Source organism: Bordetella sp. N, from assembly GCF_001433395.1.
Taxonomy (GTDB): Bacteria; Pseudomonadota; Gammaproteobacteria; order Burkholderiales; family Burkholderiaceae_B; genus Bordetella_C.
In genome coordinates this window covers 4,648,751-4,672,684 of the sequence record NZ_CP013111.1, presented here as the reverse complement: position 1 = coordinate 4,672,684, position 23,934 = coordinate 4,648,751, and the positions used below count along the sequence as shown (strand labels likewise).

Annotated in this window: 22 protein-coding genes; 18 read left to right on the top strand and 4 right to left on the bottom strand. The window is 65.1% G+C overall.

The features are described from left to right. Positions 1 to 31 precede the first annotated feature (31 nt). Positions 32 to 2,473, top strand: coding sequence for a GNAT family N-acetyltransferase (locus ASB57_RS20095; protein WP_057653817.1), 2,442 nt, complete (start codon positions 32 to 34; stop codon positions 2,471 to 2,473). A 58-nt stretch (positions 2,474 to 2,531) separates the two neighbouring features. Here ASB57_RS20095 and ASB57_RS20090 read toward each other — a convergent pair whose 3' ends face one another. After that, positions 2,532 to 3,230 (bottom strand): alpha/beta hydrolase, encoded by a 699-nt coding sequence (locus ASB57_RS20090; RefSeq protein ID WP_057653816.1) that lies wholly within the window; start codon positions 3,228 to 3,230, stop codon positions 2,532 to 2,534. Positions 3,231 to 3,252: 22 nt separating this feature from the next. Then, on the bottom strand, positions 3,253 to 3,801 hold the full coding sequence (yjgA, locus tag ASB57_RS20085) for a ribosome biogenesis factor YjgA (RefSeq protein ID WP_057653815.1): 549 nt from the start codon (positions 3,799 to 3,801) through the stop codon (positions 3,253 to 3,255). Positions 3,802 to 3,973: 172 nt separating this feature from the next. Between yjgA and pmbA the strand changes: the two genes are divergently transcribed. From pmbA to ASB57_RS20055, 6 genes are all read left to right on the top strand, one after another. Next, positions 3,974 to 5,338, top strand: coding sequence for a metalloprotease PmbA (gene pmbA, locus ASB57_RS20080; protein WP_057653814.1), 1,365 nt, complete (start codon positions 3,974 to 3,976; stop codon positions 5,336 to 5,338). Between the two features lie 569 nt (positions 5,339 to 5,907). Then, on the top strand, positions 5,908 to 7,062 hold the full coding sequence (locus ASB57_RS20075) for an ABC transporter substrate-binding protein (protein ID WP_057653813.1): 1,155 nt from the start codon (positions 5,908 to 5,910) through the stop codon (positions 7,060 to 7,062). 100 nt (positions 7,063 to 7,162) lie between these two features. Then, complete coding sequence (locus ASB57_RS20070) at positions 7,163 to 8,044, top strand: branched-chain amino acid ABC transporter permease (protein ID WP_057653812.1); 882 nt, start codon at positions 7,163 to 7,165, stop codon at positions 8,042 to 8,044. Between the two features lie 2 nt (positions 8,045 to 8,046). Then, positions 8,047 to 8,913 carry a branched-chain amino acid ABC transporter permease gene (locus ASB57_RS20065; protein WP_057653811.1) on the top strand — a complete coding sequence of 289 codons (867 nt, stop codon included), beginning with the start codon at positions 8,047 to 8,049 and terminating at the stop codon, positions 8,911 to 8,913. Continuing rightward, complete coding sequence (locus ASB57_RS20060; RefSeq protein ID WP_057653810.1) at positions 8,906 to 9,694, top strand: ABC transporter ATP-binding protein; 789 nt, start codon at positions 8,906 to 8,908, stop codon at positions 9,692 to 9,694. Before ASB57_RS20065 ends, ASB57_RS20060 begins: the two co-directional genes overlap by 8 nt. Then, entirely contained in the window at positions 9,691 to 10,401 is a 711-nt protein-coding gene (locus ASB57_RS20055) for an ABC transporter ATP-binding protein (RefSeq protein ID WP_057653809.1), read from the top strand. The genes ASB57_RS20060 and ASB57_RS20055 overlap by 4 nt, the downstream gene beginning before the upstream one ends. A gap of 41 nt (positions 10,402 to 10,442) precedes the next feature. Here ASB57_RS20055 and ASB57_RS20050 read toward each other — a convergent pair whose 3' ends face one another. After that, positions 10,443 to 11,426, bottom strand: coding sequence for an asparaginase (locus tag ASB57_RS20050; RefSeq protein ID WP_057653808.1), 984 nt, complete (start codon positions 11,424 to 11,426; stop codon positions 10,443 to 10,445). Positions 11,427 to 11,599: 173 nt separating this feature from the next. On the opposite strand from ASB57_RS20050, the gene ASB57_RS20045 reads away from it, so the two are divergent. The 11 genes from ASB57_RS20045 to erpA all read left to right on the top strand — a co-directional run bounded on the left by ASB57_RS20045 (position 11,600) and on the right by erpA (position 22,799). After that, positions 11,600 to 12,370 (top strand): FadR/GntR family transcriptional regulator, encoded by a 771-nt coding sequence (locus tag ASB57_RS20045; protein WP_057653807.1) that lies wholly within the window; start codon positions 11,600 to 11,602, stop codon positions 12,368 to 12,370. Positions 12,371 to 12,425: 55 nt separating this feature from the next. Further along, entirely contained in the window at positions 12,426 to 14,051 is a 1,626-nt protein-coding gene (locus ASB57_RS20040) for an ABC transporter substrate-binding protein (RefSeq protein WP_057653806.1), read from the top strand. Between the two features lie 111 nt (positions 14,052 to 14,162). After that, a complete protein-coding gene (locus ASB57_RS20035; protein WP_057653805.1) occupies positions 14,163 to 15,152 on the top strand; it encodes an ABC transporter permease in 990 nt (329 codons plus the stop codon). Positions 15,153 to 15,156: 4 nt separating this feature from the next. After that, entirely contained in the window at positions 15,157 to 15,996 is an 840-nt protein-coding gene (locus ASB57_RS20030) for an ABC transporter permease (RefSeq protein WP_057653804.1), read from the top strand. Then, positions 15,993 to 17,648 carry an ABC transporter ATP-binding protein gene (locus tag ASB57_RS20025; RefSeq protein ID WP_057653803.1) on the top strand — a complete coding sequence of 552 codons (1,656 nt, stop codon included), beginning with the start codon at positions 15,993 to 15,995 and terminating at the stop codon, positions 17,646 to 17,648. The genes ASB57_RS20030 and ASB57_RS20025 overlap by 4 nt, the downstream gene beginning before the upstream one ends. Further along, entirely contained in the window at positions 17,629 to 19,263 is a 1,635-nt protein-coding gene (locus tag ASB57_RS20020; protein ID WP_057653802.1) for a GMC family oxidoreductase, read from the top strand. Before ASB57_RS20025 ends, ASB57_RS20020 begins: the two co-directional genes overlap by 20 nt. Positions 19,264 to 19,398: 135 nt before the next feature. After that, a complete protein-coding gene (locus tag ASB57_RS20015; RefSeq protein ID WP_057653801.1) occupies positions 19,399 to 20,427 on the top strand; it encodes an alpha/beta fold hydrolase in 1,029 nt (342 codons plus the stop codon). A 223-nt stretch (positions 20,428 to 20,650) separates the two neighbouring features. Beyond that, positions 20,651 to 21,079 (top strand): 50S ribosomal protein L13, encoded by a 429-nt coding sequence (rplM, locus tag ASB57_RS20010; protein ID WP_057653800.1) that lies wholly within the window; start codon positions 20,651 to 20,653, stop codon positions 21,077 to 21,079. A gap of 9 nt (positions 21,080 to 21,088) precedes the next feature. Next, positions 21,089 to 21,481: a 30S ribosomal protein S9 gene (gene rpsI / locus ASB57_RS20005; RefSeq protein ID WP_057653799.1), complete on the top strand. Its 393-nt coding sequence runs from the start codon at positions 21,089 to 21,091 to the stop codon at positions 21,479 to 21,481. Positions 21,482 to 21,544: 63 nt separating this feature from the next. Then, positions 21,545 to 22,309, top strand: coding sequence for a DUF6776 family protein (locus ASB57_RS20000; protein WP_156414218.1), 765 nt, complete (start codon positions 21,545 to 21,547; stop codon positions 22,307 to 22,309). Between the two features lie 118 nt (positions 22,310 to 22,427). Then, positions 22,428 to 22,799: an iron-sulfur cluster insertion protein ErpA gene (erpA, locus tag ASB57_RS19995; RefSeq protein ID WP_057653797.1), complete on the top strand. Its 372-nt coding sequence runs from the start codon at positions 22,428 to 22,430 to the stop codon at positions 22,797 to 22,799. A 22-nt stretch (positions 22,800 to 22,821) separates the two neighbouring features. Here the strand turns inward: erpA and ASB57_RS19990 are convergent, their stop codons facing one another. Next, a complete protein-coding gene (locus tag ASB57_RS19990) occupies positions 22,822 to 23,934 on the bottom strand; it encodes an anhydro-N-acetylmuramic acid kinase (RefSeq protein WP_057653796.1) in 1,113 nt (370 codons plus the stop codon).

The window sequence follows — 23,934 nt, the reverse complement described above, 5'->3', positions numbered from 1 at the left end:
TGGACGCATTTTAGAATAGCGTACGTAATTCATGCTTCGACACCCGCTCGCCTCCCTTTTTGGCCCCCGTTCCCTGGTCGTCGTCGCCGACCGGCCGCTGCCCGGCGCGGCGGCCCTGCCGGCCGCGCTGGCGGCGCGCACCACCAGGGTCGACGTCGCCCGCGGCGTGGCGCCGGACATCCCCGCCCAACTCACCGGCCTGGCCGAAGACGAAAGGCCCGATCTTGGTCTGGTCTGCGTGTCGCCGGCCGTTTTCGCGGAAACCTTGCGCCGGCTGGCGCCGCGCGCGCCGCGGGCGCTCATCGTCCTGCCGCACGACGAACCGGATCCCTATCCCCGTGGCACCGTGGCCTTGTGCCAGGCCTGGGCCCAGGAGAATCACTGCCAGCTATTGGGGCCGCGCGCCTTTGGCGTGCAGCGGCCGCATGCCGGCTTGAATTTCAGCCAGCACCCCGCCTTGGCGCGGAGCGGCCGGGTGGCCCTGGTGGCGCAATCGCGTTCCATCATCGCCGCCGTCATGGACTGGGCCGAGGACGTGCACATCGGTTTCTCCACGGCCATCTCGCTGGGCGACGAGGCCATCGTCAAGCTGGGCCCGGTGCTGGACTACCTGGCCACCGACCCGCGCACGGACAGCATCGCGCTGTACCTGGAAGACGTCGGGCCGGCGCGCGAATTCATCAGTGCCTTGCGCGCGGCCGCGTCGGTCAAGCCCGTGGTGGTGCTCAAGGCGGGGCGCGGCCAGGACGACGACGCGGTGTTCGACGCCGTGTTGCGGCGGGCCGGCGCGGTACGCGTGCGCTATTTCGTGCAGCTGTTTTCCGCGGTCAAGGTGCTGGGCTATGCCCGGCGGCCGCGCGGGCGCCGGGTCGCCTTGCTGTCCAACGGCAGCGGACCGCCGCAACTGGCGCTGGATCTGCTCGGGCCTGACGCGGCGGTGGAACGGGCCGACCTGACCCCGGCCAGCCGGCAGGCGCTCGAAGCGTTGCTGGAGCCGGGCGCGGCGGTGGCCAATCCGGTCATTACCTTTGCGCCGCTGACGCCGGACAAGATCCAGGGGGCGCTGGATATCCTCAACAGCGACCCCCAGGTCGATGGTGTGCTGGTGTTGCTGGCGCCCGATGCGCTGGCCGACATGCGGGCGGTGGCCGGGCGGCTGGCCGAGGTGGCGCCCAGCGCGCGCAAGCCTATCGTGTCCTGCTTCATGGGCGATGCCGGCATGCGGCCCCTGCGGCGCATGCTGGACGACGCCGGCACGTCGGCCTTTCGCACGCCGGAATCGGCGGCCGATGCCTTCGGCGTGCTGTCGTCCCATTTCTATAACCAGCAGTTGCTGCTGCAGACCCAGACGGCCCTGTCGCAGACGGTGCATAGCGGCGACGGCGTCGCCCATGCCATCGTGGCCGGCGCGCGCGCGGCTGGCCGGCTGACCCTGGACCCCGCCGAAGCGCGCGATTTGCTCACCGCTTTCCAGGTGCCGGTACACGACACCATGCCGGTGGGCCTGTACGAACCGCTGTCGCGGCCCCTGGCCATACGGGTCCAGCGCGATGCGCATTTCGGGCCCGTCATCCGCTTCGGCGCGGGTGGCCCCGACGCCGTGCTGAGCCCGGCCGACCGCGGCATGGACCTGCCGCCGCTCAACGGTTTCCTGGCGCGCCAATTGATAGAGCGCAGCCGGATCTGGCGCAAGGTGCTGGCCGCCAGGCTGGGTACGGCCGTATCCGAAGCGCTGCAGCAGGCCCTGGTGCAGGTGTCGGAGCTGATCACCGAACTGCCCGACGTGGAATGCCTGGAAATCGATCCGCTGTATGCCGGTGAAACGCGTCTGTACGCGCGTTCGCTGCGCGTCACCTTGACGGCGGAAACGGCCCACGACAGCCAGCGGCTGGGCGGCTATCCGCATATGGCCATCCATCCGTATCCCTCGCGGCTGGTGCAGCACCGGTCCTTTGCCGACGGCACGCCGTGGGTCATCCGGCCCATACGTCCCGAAGACGGCGAGGCCCTGCAGGCCTTCATCCGCAATCTGTCGGAGCGGTCGCGCTACATGCGTTTCGTGTCCATGATGCGGGAGCTGACGCCGCGCATGGTGGCGCGCTACACGCAGGTCGATTACGACCGCGAAGTGGCCCTGGTGGCGACCACGGAGGTGCCGAATCCGGCCCACCGCGGGCATCCGCACGAGGTGATCATCGGCCTGGCCCATTACCTGCGCAATCCGGACGGCCGCGGCGCGGAGTACGCACTGGTGCTGGGCGATGACTGGCAGGGGCGGGGCCTGGGCGGCCAGTTGATGCAGGTGCTCATCGATGCGGCGCGGGAGCAGCGCCTGGAATACATCGATGGCCTGGTGCTGGCGGCCAACCGGCCCATGCTGACCCTGATGCAGCGCCTGGGGTTCACCAACGACCCGGCGCCCGATGACGATGCGACGATGCGGCGGGTGTGGCTGCGGCTGGACGGCGGTTGATGCTGCCCGGCTCCGCGGGATCGCGGGCACCGGACGAAAAGCTTCCTGGACTTCCCGCTTACGCCTTGGCCAGGACTTCCTGCAGGAACGCGGAGATGTCCGCCACTTCCTCGGCGCATACCGAGTGCGGCATGGGGTAGTCGTGCCAGCGCACGTCATGGCCCAGCGATTGCAGCAGATCGCGCGACGCCGTGGCGCGCGGCAATTCGACCACGGGGTCGTAGGTGCCGTGCGCCATGAAGATGGGCGTGTCCTGGTTGGCGCCGTGGCGTTCGGCCGTGGCCAGGTCGAGCAGGGGCAGATAACCGGACAGCGCCATCATGCCGGCAAGCTTCTCAGGCAGGCGCAGGCCCGTGTGCAGGGTCATGGCGCAGCCTTGCGAAAAGCCGGCCAGCACGATGCGCGACGTGGGGATGCCACGCGCGTTCTCACGGGCGATGACGGCGCGGATGGCGGCTTCGGAGCGGCGAATGCCGGGGCCGTCCTCGCGCCGCACCAGGTCGCGATTGAAGATGTCGTACCAGGCGGGCATCGCCATGCCGCCATTGATGGTCACCGGCTGCACCGGCGCATTCGGGAAGACGAAGCGCACCGCCAGGCTGGCCGGCAGGCGTAATTCGGGCACGATGGGCACGAAATCGTTGCCGTCCGCGCCCAGGCCGTGCATCCATATGACGGAGTGGGTGGGTTGCGGGCCGGTTTGCAGTTCGATGCAGTCGAGCAGGTCGGTCGTCGTGGCGGGCGTCGGTTCGGTCATGGGTACGCGGATTCGGTAGTCGTTACGTCAGGTCTTTCAGGGCCTGGAACAGCGCGCGGTAGTGCTTGCGCTTGGGCTCCTGGCCCTGCGTCAGCTCAGCATTGGCGCGGGCTTCCTTGCGCGCTTCGCGGATGACGGTGCGCAGCTGCTGGACGTCGGCGCCGGGATAGAGATTCAGCAGTTCGGTCAAGGCGTCGTCGTCGACGATCAAACGCTCGCGCAGCTTTTCCAGGCGGTGCATGGCGGCGGTTTCTTCCCGCGAGCCATTGCGCCAGATGTCCAGCTGGTGGCGGATTTCGTCCGCGGGCGCATCGCGCATCAGCTTGCCGACGAAGTGGGTCTGGCGGCGCAGGCCTTCACGGCTGGTGGTGCGCTGCGCTTCCCGGATGGCTTCGTAAAGGCGTTCGGCCAGGGGCAACTGACGCAGGCGTTCCGGCGAAAGGGCGATCAGCTCCTTGCCCAGGTCGGTGAGCGCAAGCATCTCCCGCTTGACGTGGGACTTGCTGGGGCGGGTATAGCCGCCTTCCTCGTCGTCATCTTCGGTAGCGGGGGCGTTGTGCTGGTCGTGCATAGTTTGCTAATAAGAATAGGGTGGAGATCGGGCGGTGCCGACCCGCGGGGAATCCGGGGTCACCCGCCGGAAAACCCGGGCGATGAAACGGAATGCCAACGACGGACCGGCAAAAACCTGCTGCCCGGTGGCGGACCTGGGTATCATACCCGTCTCTCTGATGCGAGCTTTCATGGTCAACACCTCTACCTCCCTGCCGATTGCCGAAAACCACGCGCGATTCAGCGAACTGGTCGAAAGCGCCCTGGCGCACGCCCGCAAGATCGGCGCCAGTGACGCCGCCGCTGAAGTCTCCGAAAGCCTTGGGCTGTCGGTGTCGGTGCGCAAGAACGATATCGAGACGGTTGAGCAGACCCGCGATCGTTCCCTGGACATCACGGTCTATGCCGGCCAGCGCCGCGGTTCCGCTTCGACGTCGGATTTCTCGCCGAACGCCTTGCGCGAAACCGTGGAGGCCGCCTGGCACATTGCCAGCGCCACCGCCGAAGATCCCGCCGCGGGCCTGCCGGACGCCGAAAACCTGGCGCGCGATTATCCGGATCTGAGTCTGCACCACCCCTGGGGCATCGATACGGAAGCCGCGGCCGAACTGGCCTTGCGCGCCGAGCGGGCCGCTCGGGCGGTCGATCCGCGTATTACCAATACCGAAGGGGCCTCCCTGGGCACCTACGAAGGCCAGTTCGTCATGGGTAATACCCGTGGCTTCCTGGGCGGCTATCCCTATTCGCGCCACAGCCTGTCGGTGGCGCCCATCGCCGGGCGTGGCAACAAGATGCAGCGCGATTTCTGGTATTCCAGCGAGCGCGATGCCAGCAATCTTGCCAATCCCGAGGCGGTCGGCCGTTATGCCGCCGAGCGCGCCCTGTCGCGTTTGTCGGCTCGGCGCATCCCCACCGGCAAGTTTCCGGTGCTGTTCGAGGCGCCCTTGGCGCTGGGGCTGCTCGGCGCCTTGACGCAGGCGACCAATGGCGGCGCGCTGTACCGCAAGACCACCTTCCTGCTCGACAGCCTGGGCAAGCCGGTGCTGGCCGATCATCTGGACGTGACCGAAGATCCGCACATTCCCGGCGCGATGGGCAGCTCGCCTTTCGACGATGAGGGTGTGATCACGCGGGCGCGCGATGTGGTGAGTGCCGGGGTGCTGCAGGGGTATTTCCTGTCGACGTATACGGCGCGCAAGCTGGGGATGGCGGTCACGGGCAATGCCGGTGGTTCGCACAACCTGGCGTTGTCGTCCCGTAAGACTAAGGCTACGGACGATCTGCCGGCCATGTTGCGCAAGATGGGCACCGGCTTGCTGGTCACCGAGTTGATCGGCCAGGGCGTGAACTATGTCACCGGCGATTATTCGCGGGGGGCGTTCGGGTATTGGGTGAAGGATGGGGTCATCCAGCACGCTGTGGAAGAGGTGACCATCGCGGGTAATCTGGCCGACATGTTCCGGCAGATTGTCGCCATCGGGGCCGATGAGATCGTGCGGGGCACGAAACGGACGGGCTCCATTTTGATCGAGCAAATGGCTATAGCCGGTAGCTGATGCTGCGGAACTCGGGGTTTTTGATATAGAGGCTTCCGGCACAGGGAGGGGGCAGGCCCGCTGCCCGCGGAGAGGATTTTTTTAATGATGGGGGGTACCCCATCGCCCCCTTCCTCGGCTCACGCCCCCTGGCCCGACTGTCGGCTGGGCCAGGCAGCACTCCGCCAGACAGCACTCCGCTAGGTAACGCGTCGCCGGGCACCGCATCGCACCACGGAGGCCGCGCCATATGGGCGATAGCCCAAAAAATGGGGCGATGGGGAACCCCCCATCATTAAGAAATTCCCCTCGCAGGAGGCGTTTAACGACGTTTTTCTGCAAAATCCCTCCCAATTCAGCGGCTTTTGGCGGTTTTCCAGGGTTTCAAGCCGCAACAAATCGAGTAATAATGTCGGGCTTGCCCGCGTCTGCCCCAGTAAGTCAAGGGCAACGTGGCCGAAATCGAATCCGCGTTTGCGCACCGTCATCCCGGTCGCACGCGGCGTAAGGTCGTCGACAAAGTCTTAAACGTCCAGCCCGGGCGCGAGACCCTGGCGTTTACACATACGAGCGTGAGAGAGGGTGTTCCCATGAATTTCACTTATAAGAAGCTGCTGGCCGCCGTGATGCTGGCTGGTTCCCTGCCCGCCGCCCACGCGGCCGACATCAAGCTGGGCGTGGCCGAGGCCCTGTCCGGCGGCGCCGCCCAGTACGGCACGGCCATCCGCAACGGCTTCCAATTGGCCGCCGATGAAATCAACGCCGCCGGCGGCATCAACGGCAGCAAGCTGGCCCTGGTCGTCGAAGACGAGCAAGGCAAGAAAGAAGAAGCCATCAACGTCTTCAAAAAGCTGATCTTCCAGGACAAGGTCCTGATGACCTTTGGCCCGACGCTGTCGAACTCGGCCCAGGCCGCCGACCCCATCGCCCAAGCCGGCAAGACGGTCGCCTTCGGTACGTCCAATACCGCCGACGGCATCACCTCGATCGGCAACTACGTCTTCCGCAACTCGGTGACCGAGGCCGACGTGCTGCCCGCCACCCTGAAGATGGCCATGGACAAGGCCGGCGTGAAGAAGGTCGCGGTGCTGTACGGCAACGACGACGTCTTCACCAAGAGCGGCTACGACAACTTCAAGAAGGCCCTGGAAGACCTGAAGATCCCGGTCACCACCACGGAAACCTTCGCCAAGGGCGACGTCGACTTCAAGGCCCAGCTGACCAAGATCAAGGGCACCAACCCTGACGCCATCGTGCTGTCCGCGCTGTTGGCCGAAGGTGGCCCCATCATGGTGCAGGCGCGCCAGATCGGCCTGAACGTGCCGTTCATTGGCGGCAACGGAATGAATTCGGTTAAGATCTTCGACCTGGCGCCTGGCGCTGCCTCGAACAATCTGTGGATAGGCAGCCCCTGGTCGATCGAAAATCCGGCCCCTGAAAATACCAAGTTCATCGGTGCCTACAAGGCCAAGTACAACGCGGCCCCCGATCAATTCGCGGCGCAGGCGTATGACGCCATGTATATCGTCGCCGAAGCCCTGAAGAAGACCAAGCTGACGGGTGACATCAACGCCGACCGCGCCGCTCTGCGGGAAGTCCTGCCTTCCGTGACCTGGACCGGTGCCACTGGCGCCTTCAAGTTCCGTCAGGCCAAGGATCGTGCCGGCAAACCCGCCGGCTATGACGCCGAGCAAGCGCCCATCGTCAGCGTGACGAAGGACGGCAAATACGTCATCGTGAAGTAATCCCAAGTTAGGCGAGCGCGGCCCACGCCGTGTTCGACGCCTTGCGTGCCGCGGCCACTGCCGCTGCCCGCAAGGCGTTTTTCGATTCGGAACCCCTGGTATGTTGGAACAACAATTCGTTAATGCCCTGTCGCTGGGCTGTGTGTACGCCCTGTTCGCGCTGGGCTTCACGCTGGTCTTCGGCGTGTTGGGCATCATCAATCTGGCCCATGGCGCCGTGTTCATGGTGGGCGCCTATGTCGCGCTGTCCTTCATTACCAAGCTGGGCGCTCCGCTATGGGTCGCCATCATCGGCGCCTTCGTCGTTTCCGGTCTGGTCGGCGCCTTGATCGACTGGCTGGTGCTGAAGCCGCTGCGCAAGCGCAACGCACCCCACCTGATTCCCATGATCGCCACCATCGGCGTGGGCATCATTCTGAATAACGGCATGCAGGGCGTGTTCGGCGCCAGCAACCAGCGCTTCCCCGTCGGCATCGTCCCGGACGAGACGCTGGTGATCGCGGGCATGCACGTCACGGTCATCGAACTGGCCATCATCTTCCTGTCCTTCGCGCTGATGGCCGTGCTGATGCTGGTCATGCACCGCACGCAGTTCGGCCGCGCCCTGCGCGCCATCGCCGAATCGCCCAAGGCCGCCTGGCTGCTGGGCATCAACGTCGAACAGCTGTTCCTGGTCACGTCCTTCATGGCCGGTGCGCTGGGCGGCGTGGCCGGCTTGTTGATCGGCCTGTACTCCAACGCCGTGTTCCCGCTGATGGGCCAGCCGATGCTGCACAAGGGCATCGCGGTCATCATCCTGGGCGGCATGGGCGACATCCGTGGCGCCATGCTGGGCGGCCTGTTCCTGGGCTTCGCTGAAGTGCTGTCGGTTGCGTACATCGGTTCGACGATGCGCGACGCGGTGGCCTTCGGCCTGCTCTTCCTGATTCTGCTGGTGCGCCCCCAGGGCCTGTTCGGCAAAGTGGTGCAACGCAAGGCTTGAGCATGAGCGGACTCGAAAATTTCTGGAATATCTACGGCAACCTGGTCCTGTCCCTGGGGACCAACGCGCTGTTGGCGTTGTCGATCTGGTTGACCCTGGCTTGCGGCATGCTGGCCATGGCCAATGCGGCGTTCATGGGCATCGGCGCCTACGCGGCAGCCTTGCTGACGATGAACTACGACATGCCTTTCTCGGTGGCATTGGCGGGCGGCATGGTGGCGCCGGCCATCGTGGCGGGGCTGATCGGCTTGCCGACCATAAGGCTGTCCGGGGTCTATCTGGCCATGGCCACACTGGGCTTCGGCGAAGTGGTGCGGGTGGCGATCCTGAACACGGAATCCGTCACCGGCGGCGCGCTGGGCCTGAACGGCATCCCCCAATTGACGCAATGGTGGCATGTGGCAGGCGCCGTGGTCATCGTGCTGCTGGTGTTGTGGCGCGTGCGCGCATCCAAGGTCGGCCGCGCGTTTGACGCCATCCGTGGCGACGAGACCGCCGCCGGCCTGATGGGCATCGACGTGCGTGCCAACAAGATGCTGGCCTTCATCATGGGCGCGGCCATCGCCGGCCTGGCTGGCGCGCTCAATGCCCACCTGACGTTTTTCATCGGCCCGCAGGAATTCGGTTTCGACCGTGGCGTGGAAATCCTGACCATGACCATCCTGGGGGGTATCAACAGCCTGATCGGACCGCTGCTGGGTAGCGCCATCATCACCGTGCTGCCGGAAGCGCTGCGCGGTATGGGCGATTTCCGCCTGGTCGCCAACGGGGTCATCCTGGTGCTCATCGTTTTGTTCCTGCCGCAAGGCATCTGGGATCCGGCGCGTTTCGCGCGCTGGACGCGCAAGGGAGGCAAGCGCCATGCTTGAACTCTCGAATATCTCCATGCGTTTCGGCGGCCTGCATGTGCTGCACGACGTCAATCTGAAAGTGCCGCAAGGCTCCATCTTCGGCTTGATCGGCCCCAACGGCGCCGGCAAGACCACGGTGTTCAACATCATCACCGGCCTGCTGCGTCCGAGCGGCGGTAACGTGACCTTTGATGGCAAGAGCCTGGTCGGCACCAAGCCGCACCGCATCACCCGCGCCGGCGTGGCGCGTACTTTCCAGAACATCCGCTTGTTCAAGGAAATGACGCTGCTGGAAAACGTGGTGGTGGGTGCTTACCGGCACATGCACTACGGTATCGGCGGCCTGTTGTTCAGCCTGCCCAACTTCCGCAAGCACGAAGCGCAGGCCCGCGAGCGCGCGCTCGAACTGCTGTCCTGGATGAAGCTGGACCACAAGGCCAACGACCTGGCCGACAACCTGTCCTACGGCGAACAGCGCCGTCTGGAGCTGGCGCGCGCGCTGGCGACCGAGCCGCGCCTGCTGCTGCTGGACGAGCCGGTGGCCGGCATGAACACCGGCGAACGGGCCGAACTGATGCGCGAGATCGAGGCCATCCGCGGCCGGGGCTACACCATCCTGATGATCGAGCACGACATGCGCTTCGTGATGGGGCTGTGCGAAACGATCGCGGTGCTGAACTTCGGCAAGATCATCGCCAGCGGCGGACCGGACGAGATCCGCAACAATGAACAGGTCATCGAGGCTTATCTGGGCCGCGACGACGAAGAAGACGAGCAAGCCGCGGAGGTGCGCGCATGACCGCCATGCTGGAAATACGCGGCCTGGAAATCAATTACGGACACATCGAAGCCGTGCGCGGCGTCGACATGTCGCTGGACGCCGGGCAGATCACCGCCCTGGTGGGCGCCAACGGCGCCGGCAAGTCGACCACGCTGCTGGCGCTGTCGGGTCTGCTGCCCAAAGCCAAGGGTTCGGTGCTGTTCGAAGGCGAGGACATCACCCGCCTGGCGCCGCACCAGATCGTGGCGCGCGGCATCGTGCAGGTGCCCGAAGGGCGCGCCATCCTCACCACCATGACGGTGCGCGAGAACCTGGAACTGGGTGCCTATCGCCGCGGCCGCAGCAAGGTCGAGGACGATCTGGAATACATCTTCAATCTGTTCCCGCGCTTGAAAGAGCGTCTGCAAGGCATCGCCGGCAACCTGTCGGGCGGCGAGCAGCAGATGCTGGCGATCGGCCGGGCGCTGATGGCGAAGCCGCGCCTGCTGCTGCTGGATGAACCATCGATGGGCCTGGCGCCGATCGTGGTGCAAGAAATCTTCCGCGCCGTGCGCGCCATCAACGCCGATGGGCTGACCCTGTTCCTGGTGGAGCAGAACGTGCGGCAGGCGCTGAAGATCGCGCAGAAGGGTTACGTGCTGGAAAACGGCGCGCTGGCCCTGTCGGGCAGCGGCCGCGAACTGCTCGGCCATCCGCGGGTGCTGGAAGCCTACCTGGGCGGTTGACCCGGGCTGCTAACCCGGGCGGCTAATGGGCGACCAGGACGTCAGCCCAGCTGCACGGTAAAGCAGGCTTCGATTTCAGCCATATCCATGCCCTGGCGCAAGCACAGCGCCAGCAGCATGCGCGACTTCTGCGGGTTGTGGAAACCGGCCGGGATCAGCTTGTCCTTGCCCTCGTTCCACACGAAGCCCGCGCCGCAAACCGATGACTTGACCACTGGAACGCCGCGTTCGACGCAGGCGTTCGCCTGGCGCGCCATGGCGCTGGACAGGGTGCCGTTGCCTGCCGCGGCGATGACCAGGCCGCTGGCGCCCTGGGCCAGGAAGTACTCGAGCACGCCGGGATCGTCGTTCAGATGCGTGTGGACCACCGCCACCCGCGGCAACGCGCCGCCGCCGGCAACATCGAAGCAGGGCGGCAGCAGCGGCTGCGCGGGCTGGGCATAGAACAACGGCCGCACGCCCATCATGACACCGAGAAAGCCGGCATCACGAGCCTGGAAGGTATCGACGGCCTGCGCATTCGTTTTCGAAATATAAATGGCCGAGCCGATGCGATCATTGGCGCAGACCAGGATGCCGCGCCCGCGCGCTTGCGGCGAGGCGGCCAGCGCGAAGGCCTGCACCAGGTTCATCTGGCCATCCGCGCTGATGGCGGAATTCGGACGCATGGCGCCGACCAGCACCACCGGTTTGTCGCTGCGCAAGGTGAATTGCAGGAAGGCGGCGGTCTCTTCCAGGGTCGCCGTGCCGTGCGTGATCACCACGCCGGCGATGTCGTCTTGCGCCAGTTGCCGGGTCACCAGGGCGTGCAACGCCAGCAGGTCGGCGTCCGTGATGTCGGTGCTGACCACGTTGCGAAACTGCTCTGGCACGGGGGTGCAGAAGTCATGCACCGCCGGGATCTGGGCCAGCAGTTCGGCGCCGGTGAGAACGCCGGCGCGGTAGGACGTCGTATCCAGATTGGAATCGGACTGGCCGGCGATGGTGCCTCCGGTGAAGATGACAGCGACTTTCGGTTTGCTCATGATTTCCCTTGGAAGTGTTTTCTGTATTGGTGGAACCCGCGGAACCCGTGGATGCCGCAATTGCCGCGGACGCAGTGGATGTTCGTGAGGGTTTACCCCAGCAGCGCCGCCCCAAGCGTAGCGGCTAGAATTGGTCCAGCCACTTGACCATCATAAACGTAATCTTGGAAAACTTGGATCTCAGCCCCGTTAGCGTTCAGCGCCTCTATCGCACCATAGCCGATCGGATTATCCAATCCATTCGAGCGGGGCGCTATGACGCGGGTGATCGCCTGCCCACGGAGCGGGACCTGGCCGAGCGCCTGCAGGTCAGCCGGACGACGGTGCGCGAAGCGCTGATCGCCCTGGAAGTGGAAGGTTACGTCGAAGTGCGCGTGGGCAGCGGCGTCTATGTCCGGCAACGCCCGGAAGCGCCCCGGCCGCCCGCCAGCGCCTTGCTGCGCCGGTCGGAGGACGTCGATATCCAGGCTTCCGGCGAAAACCCCGTGTGGGGCAACGTCGGCGCCTTCGAATTGCTGCACGTGAATCTGCTGGTCGAGCCGGAGGCGGCGGCACTGGCTGCCGCCAATGCGACCGAAGAACAGCTCAAGGCCATCTGCGACGCCAATGCGGTGATGGAAAACTCCAGCACGCCTCGCCTGCACAACCGCCTGTTCCACATCGCCATCGGCGAAGCCACCGGCAACCTGGCGATGGCGTTGACCGTCCGCCACCTGTGGGACATCCACGATGAAAGCGTGATGTTCAACAAGCTGGAGCAGCTCATCGTCGGCCGGGATGCGTGGGAAAAGGCCGAACACGAACATGACTCCATCGTGGAGGCCCTGTGCCGCCGCGATAGCGAAGGGGCGCGCGCGGCCATGCGCGCGCACTTCATGGGTACCCGCAGTCGCCTGCGCCAGGACTTTTCCCTGGCAGCAGAGCCGACAAATCGCGCCGTCTGAGCGTGAACGTCAACCGGTAATTTTTTTGCAGTGCCAACTCCAAGGGGAAACTTTAATGAAATTGGTCCAGCCACTGTGCCACCAGGGCACTAAACCAAGTCCGTCCTTGATCAGCCGTCTGCTGGCGAAGGCCGCCATCGCGTCGGCGACCTTTGCCACCGCCGCCATGATGACGGCCGCGCACGCGCAGACCGCCGGCGGAACGCTGTACGCCATCGTCCAGCCCGAGCCGCCCATTCTGGTGCTGGGCTTGAACCAGCAGTCGCCGACCCAATACGTCGGCAGCAAGATCTACGAAGGCCTGCTCACCTACAGCGACAAGCTGGAGCCCAAGCCGGGTCTGGCGAAGTCCTGGGACATCTCCGCGGATGGCCTGACCTACACCTTCCATCTGCAGACCGGCGTCACCTGGCATGACGGCAAGCCGTTCACGGCCGATGACGTGGTGTTCACCGCGGACAAGTTCCTGCGCAAGGTGCACCCGCGCGTGCGTCCCATCCTCGACCGCTACGTGGCGTCGATCACCGCGCTGGACGCGGGCACCGTCCAGTTCAAGCTGAAGGAACGCTTCGCGCCCTTCATCTATCTGTTCGGCACCGACAACATCCTGGTGGTGCCCAAGCACATCTATGACGGCACCGACTTCGCCACCAATCCGGCCAACCAGCATCCGATCGGCACGGGTCCCTTCATGTTCAAGGAATGGAAGCGCGGCTCCGATATCGTGCTGGAGAAGAATCCGCACTACTGGAAGCAGGGCCTGCCGTATCTGGACCGCATCGTCTTCCACGTGATTCCCGATGCTGCATCGCGCTCGGTGGCGTTCGAGAAGGGCGACGTCCAGGTGCTGCGCGGCGGCGATATCGACAACGTCGACGTGGCGCGCCTGAAGGCCACGGCCGGGGTGTCGAACACCACCAAGGGCACGGAGATGTACTCGACCATCACGTCGCTGGTGATGAACGAGCGCAAGCCGCCCTTCGATAACGCCAAGGTGCGCCAGGCCGTCATGTACGCCTTGAACCGCAAGTTCATCGTCGATCACATCTTCTTCGGCATCGGCAAGGTGGCGACCAGCCCGATCTCGTCGACCACGCTGTTCCATGAAGCCAACCTGCCGGTCTACAACTACGACGTCAAGAAGGCGCGCGCGCTGATCAAGGAGTCCGGTGTCGACGTCGGCAAGTATCCGATCCGCATCCTCAGCTATCCGTATGGCTCGGCTTGGGACCGCCTGGGTGAATACACCCGCCAGGCACTGACGCAGCTCGGCTTCAACGTCGATATCGATGCCACCGACGCGGGCGGCTGGGCTCAGCGGGTCGGCAATTTCGACTTCGACCTGACGTTCCACTTCACCGACCAGTTCGGCGATCCGGCCATCGGCGTGTCGCGTCTGTTCCTGTCGAGCAACATCGTCAAGGGCTCGCCTTTCGTCAACAACGAGGGTTATCGCAACCCCGAGGTGGACCGCCTGTTCACCGAAGCGTCGTCCGCGCCCACGACGGAGAAGCGCCAGGAGCTGTACTCGCAAGTGCAGAAGATCCTGGTCGATGACGTCGCCAACGGCTTCCTTTTCGAGAATCAGAACGTGACCTTGTTCAAGAACAACGTCCACAACCTGATCACGACCGGCGTCGGCACGAATTCCAACTTCGAGTCGGTCTATCTGAGCAAGTAAGTCTCGCGCCTTGCGCGGTGTCGCGAGGTCTGCCGGTTCGCGCCGGCGGGCCTCGTCGCCGCGCGCCCCCATCAGCCGCGCTGTGGGGCTCGCATCATCCAGAGAAAGCCTGTGAAACAGCTATCCCTTCTTATCTCCAAGCTGGGCAAGGCCGTGCTGGTCGTGTTCTGCGTCGTGTTGGTCAACTTCTTCCTGATCCGCCTGGCGCCGGGAGATCCCGCCGCCATCATGGCCGGCGAGGCCGGCGCCAGCGATCCCAATTTCGTCCTGCAACTGCGCCAGCAATTCGGTCTGGACCAGCCGGTGGGCGTGCAGTTGATGAAGTATCTCAACGGCATCCTGCATTTCGACTGGGGCTATTCCTATCGCATGAAGGTGTCGGTGCTGGACCTGATCCTGGATCGCTTGCCGGCGACCCTGCTGCTGATGGTCGCGGCCTTCATCTTCTCGGTGGTGCTGGGCGTCTTTTTCGGCGTGCTGGCGGCCAAGGCCCGCTACACGGGGCGGCGCACCTGGATGGACAGCGCCATCGTGTCCGTGTGCCTGCTGCTCTATGCGACACCTTTGTTCTGGCTGTCCCTGCTGAGCATCATCTTCTTTTCCGTCTATCTCGACTGGCTGCCCGCTTTCGGCATGGAATCCGTCGGCGCGGGCCTCGCAGGCTGGGCGCGCGTGCGCGACATCGCGCTGCACCTGGTGCTGCCCACGGTGACCCTGGGTGCGTTCTATATGGCGATGTACGTGCGCCTGACGCGCGCGTCCATGCTCGATGTCATGGGCATGGACTACGTGAAGACCGCAAGAGCCAAGGGCGCGGGCACCGCCTACATCATTCGCCGGCACGTCCTGCGCAATGCCTTGCTGCCCATCGTCACGTTCTCCGGCCTGCAACTGGGCCAACTGGCGGGCGGCGCCGTGCTCACCGAAACCGTCTTCGGCTGGCCGGGCATCGGCCGCCTGATGTTCGATGCCCTGATGCAGCGCGACTACCAGCTGCTGCTGGGCGTGTTCCTGGTGACCTCCACGATGGTGGTGATCTTCAACCTGCTGACCGATCTGACCTACCGGTTCATCGATCCGCGCGTGCAGCACGGGAGCTGAGTCCATGCAATTTCTTCGACACTATTGCGGCAACCGCGGCGCCGTGTGCGGCGCCTTGCTCCTTCTTCTGGTGGTCGTGGTGGCCCTGGCCGCGCCATTGCTCTATCCCGATTCGCCCTGGATGATGATGGCCGATCCGCTGATCAAGCCCTTCCAGTCCGCCGAGTTTCCGCTAGGTACGGACATGCTGGGGCGCGACATCGCCGCCGGCCTGGCTTACGGCGCGCGGGTTTCCCTGCTGGTGAGCCTGGTGTCCACGGTGGTGGCGGTATTCGTCGGCATTACCGTCGGCGCGCTGGCCGGTTATTTCGGCGGGCGTATCGACGATGTGCTGATGCGCATCACCGAGTTCTTCCAGACCATTCCTCCATTGGCGATGGCCATCGTGCTGGTGGCGATCTTCACGCCTTCCGTCTATTCCATCGTGGGCGCCATCGGCATCGTGTCGTGGCCGCCCGTTGCCCGGCTGGTGCGCAGTGAGTTCCTGACGCTTCGGCAGCGCGAATTCGTGCAGGCAGCCGTGGTGATCGGCCAGCCCACCAGCAAGATCGTCTTCATGCAGATCCTGCCCAATGCGATGTCGTCCATCATCGTGACGGCGTCGCTGATGGTCGCTACCGCCATCCTGACCGAATCCGCCTTGTCCTTCCTGGGGCTGGGCGATCGCAACCTGATGAGCTGGGGCTTCATGATCGGTGCGTCCCGCACCCTGCTGCGCGAAGCGCCCTGGATGAGCATCATGCCCGGCATGGCCATCCTGCTTACCGTTCTCGCGATCAACCTGATCGGCGAGGGCATCAATGACGTACTGAATCCGCAACTGCGACGCGGAGGCCGCCGATGAATGCATCCACCAACCCTGTCCTGTTGTCCGTCGAGGGCTTGTCGGTGGCCTTGCCGCCCGGCGGCGACCGGGCTTACGCGGTCAGCGATATCTCCTTCGACCTGCGCCGGGGCGAGATTCTTTGCGTGGTCGGCGAGTCGGGCTCCGGCAAGTCCGTCAGCGCCAACGCGATCATGGGCCTGCTGCCCGATTTCCTCAAACCGGTCGCGGGCCGGATCGACTTTGACGGCCGTGACTTGCTCACACTGCCCGAGGGCGATATGCAGCGTCTGCGCGGCAGCAGGATCGGCATGATCTTCCAGGAGCCCATGTCGGCGTTGACGCCGACCATGACCGTCGGCGACCAGATCATCGAGGTCATGGCCTTGCACAATGTGCATACGCCGCAGCGCCGCCGCGCCCGCATGCTGGAGTTGCTGGCCTATGTGGGCCTGCCCGAGCCCGAAGTGCTGCAGCGGGCGTATCCCTTCCGCCTGTCGGGCGGACAGCGCCAACGCATCATGATCGCCATGGCCTTGGCGCTGGAGCCGGCTCTGCTGATCGCCGACGAGCCCACCACCGCGCTGGATGTCACCACGCAGGCGCAGATCCTGGCGCTGATCCGCAAGATCCAGTCGTCCATGGGGATGGCCGTGCTGTTCATCACGCATGATTTCGGCGTGGTCGCCGACATCGCCGACCGCATCGTCGTCATGAAAGAGGGCGTGGCCGTCGAGAAAGGTAGCGCGGCCCAGGTTCTGAACGCGCCGCGGCATGCTTATACCCGCAAGCTGATCGCGGCCGTGCCGCACGGGCGCGGGCGCGAGGACCAGGTCGATCGCGCCGGCACGTCGCCCTTGCTGGAATTTCGCGGCGTGCATAAGGCCTACGCAAGCGGTGGCGGCCTGTTCGCGCGCAAGCGCGTGGTGCGGGCGGTGGATGACATCAGCTTTTCGGTCATGCCCGGCGAGACCCTGGGCGTGGTCGGTGAATCCGGTTCCGGCAAGTCTTCGGTGGCCAAGTGCCTGATGAAGCTGCAGGACATCGACGCGGGTGAAATCTGGTTCAACGGCATCGACATCGCCAAGCTGACGCAGCGCCAGTTCCGGCGCCATCGGCCGTCCATCCAGATGATTTTCCAGGATCCGTTCGCGTCGCTGAATCCACGCCACACCATCGGCAAGATACTCACCGATGGCCCCTGCGAACTGGGCATGGACCGGCGCAGCGCGCTGGCGAAGGCGCGGGCGCTGCTGGAGCGCGTGGGCCTGGATCCCGAGGCGGTGCATCGTTATCCCAATGCCTTCTCCGGCGGGCAGCGCCAGCGGGTGGGCATCTCGCGGGCCTTGATGCTCGAACCCCGCCTGCTGGTGTGCGACGAGTCGGTGTCGGCGCTGGACGTATCCATTCAGGCGCAGGTTCTGGAGCTGTTGCAGTCCTTGCAGCAGAGCCTGGGGGTGGCCATGGTGTTCATCACGCATGATCTGCGGGTGGCCACCCAGATCTGCCACCGCCTTCTGGTGATGCACAAGGGCAAGGTGGTGGAGGAGGGCGTGCCGACGCAGGTCTTGAGTCAGCCCGCCCACCCGTATACGCGCCAGCTGGTCGAGGCCATCCCGGGCCGCGCCTGGGAATCCGAACGCAAGGAAGGCCATGCCCGCCCAGCTTTCTGAAGAGTTCGACTATGTGGTGGTCGGCTCGGGCGCCGCGGGCGCCATCGTCGCCAGCCGCCTCAGCGAAGACCCGTCCGTGACGGTGTGCCTGCTGGAGGCCGGCCAGCGCAACTGGTCGCCCTGGCTGCACATTCCCGCGGGCTTCATCAAGGTGGTCAAGGACCCCGCCTGGACCTGGCAGTTTGCCGCGGAGCCCAGCGCGCGCACGGCGCAGCGCGCCATCGCGCTGCCGCAGGGGCGCACCCTGGGGGGAACGACGTCCATCAACGGGCTGATCTACAACCGGGGGCAGGCCGAGGATTATCTGGCTTGGTCGGCCCTGGGCGTCCGAGGTTGGACCTATGCGGACGTGCTGCCCTATTTCAAGCGGTCGGAACGCTGGGTGGGGGGCGGTGATAGTGAGTTTCACGGGCGCGACGGCAATATCGCGGTGTCGCGCTCGCCGTGGCGCTCGACGATCTGCGACGCCTTCATCGAGGCAGCGCAAGAGCAGGGCGTTCCCGGCAACGATGACTACAACGGCGCCACGCAGGCAGGCGCCGGCTATTTTCAGCGCACGATAGACGGGCGGTGGCGCTCGTCGGTCGCCAACACGTATCTGAAGCAGGCGCGCGGACGGCCGAACCTGTCCATCCGAACGCAGGCGCGCGCGCAGGCGCTGATCTTTGGCATGGCGGATGAACCGAAGCGGGTGACCGGCGTGGCCTACGTCCGTGCCGGCCACAAGGCGCAAGTGCGAGCCCGCCGCGAAGTGGTGGTCAGTTGCGGCGCCCTGAATACGCCGCGCCTGCTGGAACTGTCCGGTATCGGCGATCCCTTGCGCCTGGCGGCCGCCGGCCTGCCGTTGCGCCACGCCCTGTCGGGTGTCGGGGAGAACCTTGCCGATCACTACGGCGTGAGAGTGGTGGCGCGCGTGAAGACCGCGACCACGATCAACCAGATGACACGGGGCGCCGGCCTGCTGCGCGAAATCGGGCGCTGGCTGCTCAACCGGCCCAATGTGCTGGCGGTCAGCCCGTCCATCGTGCATTGGTTCGCCATGTCGGCGCATGCGGACGGGCGGCCGGATCTGCAGGGGGTGTTCACGCCGGCAAGCTACAAGGACGGCGCGATCGGCGTGCTGGACGATTTTCCCGGTGTCACCGCGGGGGTCTGGCCGCATCGTCCCAGAAGCCGGGGTTCGGTACACGTACAGTCGCCGGATCCCGCGCAACCGCCGCGTATCGAGGCGAATTACCTGTCGCACGAACTGGACCGCGCGGTGCTGGTCGACGGCATCCGCAAGGCGCGCGCGATCCTGCGCGGGCCGGCGCTGCGGCCCTATTTCGTCGAGGAAACCATGCCGGGCCAGGTGGGCGACAGCGATGACGAACTGCTGGACTTTGCCGCGCGCTACGGCGCATCGGCCCAGCATCTGGTGGGCACGGCGCGGATAGGCACGGCTGCGGATCCCGCGGCGGTGGTCGACGAACGCCTGCGCATCATCGGGCTGACCGGCGTGCGTATCGCGGACGCGTCCATCATTCCCCAGACGCCTTCGGCCAACACCTGTGCCGCCGCGATGATGGTGGGCGAGCGCGCGGCCGATATGATCCGGGAAGACGGCCGGCGCTGAGCACGCCAGGCCCGCGTCCCTTTCGCAGGACCGCCTTTCTTTGTGCGGGCCTGTTCCCCTTGGCAGGTCTCTTCTATATATATAGAGGGCAGGAAACCAACCCGCCGCGTCGCGGCTTTATCCGGGAGTGAGATTGTGAGTGCGAGCTATCGAACAGAAGGTGTCTACGAGGCGGGCGACGTGGTGCTGCAGTCAGGCCTGACGTATCGCGGATTGCGTATCGGCTATGCCGCTTACGGCAAGCTCAACGCCAATCGGGACAACGTCATCCTGTTCCCGACCTCCTACGGTGCCACCCATCTGGACCAGGAGCACATGATAGGGCCGGGCGGCGCGCTGGACCCCGACCGCTATTTCATCGTCATTCCCAATCTGTTCGGCAACGGCGTCTCCAGCTCGCCGTCGACCAGCGCGTGGCCCTATGTAGGACCGCGTTACCCCCACACGACCCTGTATGACGCCGTGCATGTTCAGCAGCGGATGCTGGCCGACGTCTGGGGTATCGAGGAACTGGCGCTGGTCTATGGTTTCTCGATGGGCGCCATGCAGGCCTATCACTGGGCCGCCCTGTTCCCGGACCGGGTCCGGCGCATCGCCGCGGTGTGCGGCGCGGCGCGCTGTTCCTCCTACAACCGGCTGTTCATCGATGCCGCCAGCCTGGCGTTGACCGCCGATGCCGCGTATCAGGACGGCGAATTTCGCAGCTTCCCGCAACGTGGCTTCCGGGCGATGGGCCGGGTCTACGCGGCGGCGGGGCTTTCGCAGGATTTCTATCGGGAAGAAGCGTGGCGGACCTTGGGCGCCAGTTCGCTGGAGGATTACCTGATCCGTTTCTGGGAGGGCCATTTCTCCCGCCGCGATCCGGCCGATCTGCTGGCGCAGTTTTGGTCCTGGCAGCATGGCGATATCGCCGCCAACGATCTCTACAAAGGGGATTTCGCGGCGGCGCTGCGCGCGATCTCGGCCGACGTATTGCTGATGCCCGGCGATCACGACATGTATTTCCGCGTCGCCGACAGCGAGATCGAAATGGGCCATTTGCGGCGTGCCCAGCTGAAGCCCATTCCCTCCATCTGGGGGCACCGGGCCGGCAATCCCAACGGCCTGCCGGCCGAGCGGGCCTGGATAGAACGAGAGGTGCAGGCCCTGCTGGCGCGGGGCTGAGCGGGTGGCCCTGAGGGGCGTGGCACGGTATTTTGGCCACGCCACGGGCCCCACTGGCGTCCGCCGTGTTCAAAAACTGCGCAATCCGTGCTAGAATCGCAGACTTCCCTTGTTTTCCGTACTCGCACGGGCGAACCAACAACGCTTAGGCGGGGCGGCGAAGGGGGGGATTCCAGACGGGATATCTCCGTCGGAAAACCAATATTTCTCTCTAGGAACCATCATGAAGACCTTTGTGGCCAAGCCGCATGAAGTCAAGCGTGACTGGTTTGTGATCGACGCGAAGGGCAAAGTCCTCGGTCGTGTGGCCAGCGAAGTCGCACGTCGTCTGCGTGGCAAGCACAAACCCGTTTTTACGCCGCACGTTGACACTGGTGATTACATCATCATCATCAACGCGGCCGATATCGTCGTTACCGGGAACAAGGCGCTGGACAAGAAGTACTACCGCCACTCGACCTACCCGGGCGGTATCACCGAGACCAACTTCGGTAAGATGCAGCAGCGTTTCCCCGGCCGTGCCATTGAAAAGGCGGTCAAGGGCATGCTCCCGAAGGGTCCGCTTGGCTACGCCATGTTCAAGAAGCTGAAGGTGTACGCCGATGACAAGCATCCGCACACCGCGCAGCAACCTCAGCTGCTGGAAATCTAAGGAATCGACATGATCGGTAACTGGAATTACGGAACCGGCCGTCGTAAAACTTCGGTGGCGCGTGTGTTCCTCAAGAAAGGCTCGGGCAAAATCGTCGTCAACGGCAAGCCCGTCGACGAGTTCTTTGCTCGTGAAACCGGCCGTATGGTCGTGCGCCAGCCGCTGGAACTGACTGGCCACCTGGAGTCCTTCGACATCCGCGTCAACGTGCATGGCGGTGGCGAATCGGGTCAAGCCGGCGCAGTGCGTCACGGCATCACCCGCGCGCTCATCGACTACGATGCCACGCTGAAGCCCGCGCTGTCGCAGGCTGGCCTGGTGACCCGCGATGCTCGCGAAGTCGAACGTAAGAAGGTCGGCTTCCGCAAGGCGCGTCGTCGCAAGCAGTTCAGCAAGCGTTAATGCCCAGCAAAAAGGCCGCGAAAGCGGCCTTTTTGTTTTTCGCCGCGTTTGGTTGCAAAAGACATGTTCCGCTCGGTTTCGTTTCGAATTCTGCTGATGCTATTGGTCGGTCTGGTGATCGGCGGAGAGGTCGCGTACCTGTTCCTGCGCCAGCCGCAAGACGATCCCGCCGCGCCGACCCCGGCAGCGATGCAGGCGTTGCAGGCCCAGGTGCTCCAGCGCAGCGCCGACCTGGAATTCGTGCGCCGGCAACTGGATATGGCGGAAGGCGAGCTGGCGGTCGAGCGCTCCATGCGCGAAAGCCTGACCGCGCAAGTGGGCACTCAACTGGACCAGCTTGGCAGGCTGCACGATCAGCTGGCGTTTTATGAGCAACTGCTGCCGGCCGGCCCGGGTGGCGTGGTCAGCGTGCGTGGCATGGAAATCGAGCAAACCGCGGATGGCCTGCGCTATCGCGTACTGTTGATGCGCAGCGCCCGCAATGGCAGTCCGCCTTTCGTCGGCAGCCTGCAGTTCGTCGCCGACGGGACGCAGGACGGCAAGCCGAAAACCCTGGTTCTGCGGCTTTTGCGGCCGGCGGACCCCGCAACTGCGGCGGCCACGCCGGGCACACCGGCTGCGGGCACTGGCTCAGCCGGGGGAAAAACGGCCGGCGCCCAAGCGCCCGCGCCGACGCCGCCGGACATGATTCCCTTCGATTTCGATCAATACCAGCGTGGGCAGGGTCTGTTAAGCCTGCCCGACGGGTTTGTCCCCAATTCCATCACCCTGAATGTGCTGGAAGGCGGTGTCGTACGCGCGACACGAACCGTCAAAGCTCCCTTTTGATAGCCCCGACACCGAGTAGGTGTATTGGGCTTGCGCAGGTCGCGCGCAGTATAGTAGCGACAGATGCCGGCATTTCGGTGCCGCTTGAATTCGCCCGTACAGGGCAGGAGTCCCGATTATGAACGCTGTTACCGAAACCGTAGACCTGCAAGCCCCCCCTCCCATTCCCCTGATCTTTACCGACGCCGCCGCGGCCAAGGTCAAGGATCTGCTCGCTGAAGAGGGCAACCCCGACCTGAAGCTGCGCGTGTTCGTGCAAGGTGGCGGCTGTTCCGGCTTCCAGTACGGCTTCACCTTCGACGAGACCACCAACGAAGATGACACGGTGCTGGACAAGGAAGGCGTCCAATTGCTGGTCGACCCGATGAGCTTCCAGTACCTGGTGGGCGCCGAGATCGATTACAAGGAAGACCTGGAAGGCGCGCAGTTCGTCATCCGTAACCCGAACGCATCCACCACCTGCGGTTGCGGTTCGTCGTTCTCGGTCTGACGTAGTTCTTGCTCGGTCCCGCTCAGGCGGGATAGAGCGCGCCCAGCACGCGCGGTCCTCGGGCACCCGTCACTTCGGGTAGCCCGGCCGGGACCCGGTCCAGGAAAGCCTGGGCCAGCCAGGCGAATGCCAATGCCTCCACGGCCTGTGGGGGCACGCCTTCGTCCTCGGTCGAGCGCACGGGTCGTTGCAGGCAGTCCTGCAGGTCCCGCATCAGTCCGCTGTTCCGGACACCGCCCCCGCATACCAGCACTTCCCGCGTATCCGGCGCATTCGCCGTGATGGCGTCCGCCACCGTGCGCGCGGTGAACCGCTGCAAGGTGGCCTGGATGTCCTGTGGTTGCAGGGCACGGCAATAGCCCGCCCACGCGGCCAGGCGTTGATCGAGCCAGGTACGGTTGAACAGGTCGCGGCCCGTCGATTTGGGCGGGCGCAGCTGCAACCAGGGTTCGCTGGCCAGCAGGTAATTCAGGATGTTGTCGTCGGCCTTGCCGCTGGCGGCAAAGGCGCCGTCGCGGTCGAAGGGTTGCCCGGTATGGCGCTGGCACCAATCGTCCAGCAGCATATTGGCGGGCCCGGTGTCGAAACCGACGATGGGCTGGCCCGGCGTCAATAGCGTGACGTTGGCGATGCCGCCCAGGTTCAGCACCGCGCGCGGCGTGGCGCTGGCGAATATCGCCGCGTGGAATGCCGGCACCAGCGGCGCACCTTGGCCGCCGGCGGCCACGTCACGGCTGCGGAAGTCCGCCACCACGTCGATGCCGCAGCGTTCGGCCAGCAGGGCGGGCGCATTCAACTGGATGGTGTAGCCCAGGTCCGGGCGGTGGCGCACGGTCTGGCCGTGGGCGCCGATGGCCGCTACGTCGGCCGCGGCCACGCCGGTTTGCGCCAGCAGGGCCTGCACGACATCCGCGTAAACGCCGACCAGGGCCTGTGCGGCCAGCGCCGAGCGCTCGAGCTCGTCGGGCCCGGGCGCATTGAGCGCCAGCAAATCAGCGCGAAGGGACGCCGGCATGGGCAGGTCGGCCTGAGCCAGCAGTTCGGGACGGTCGCCACCCAGGCGAGCCAGCACGCCGTCGACGCCGTCCGTGCTGGTGCCGGACATCAGACCGATAAGCAGACGAGAGGCGCCCAT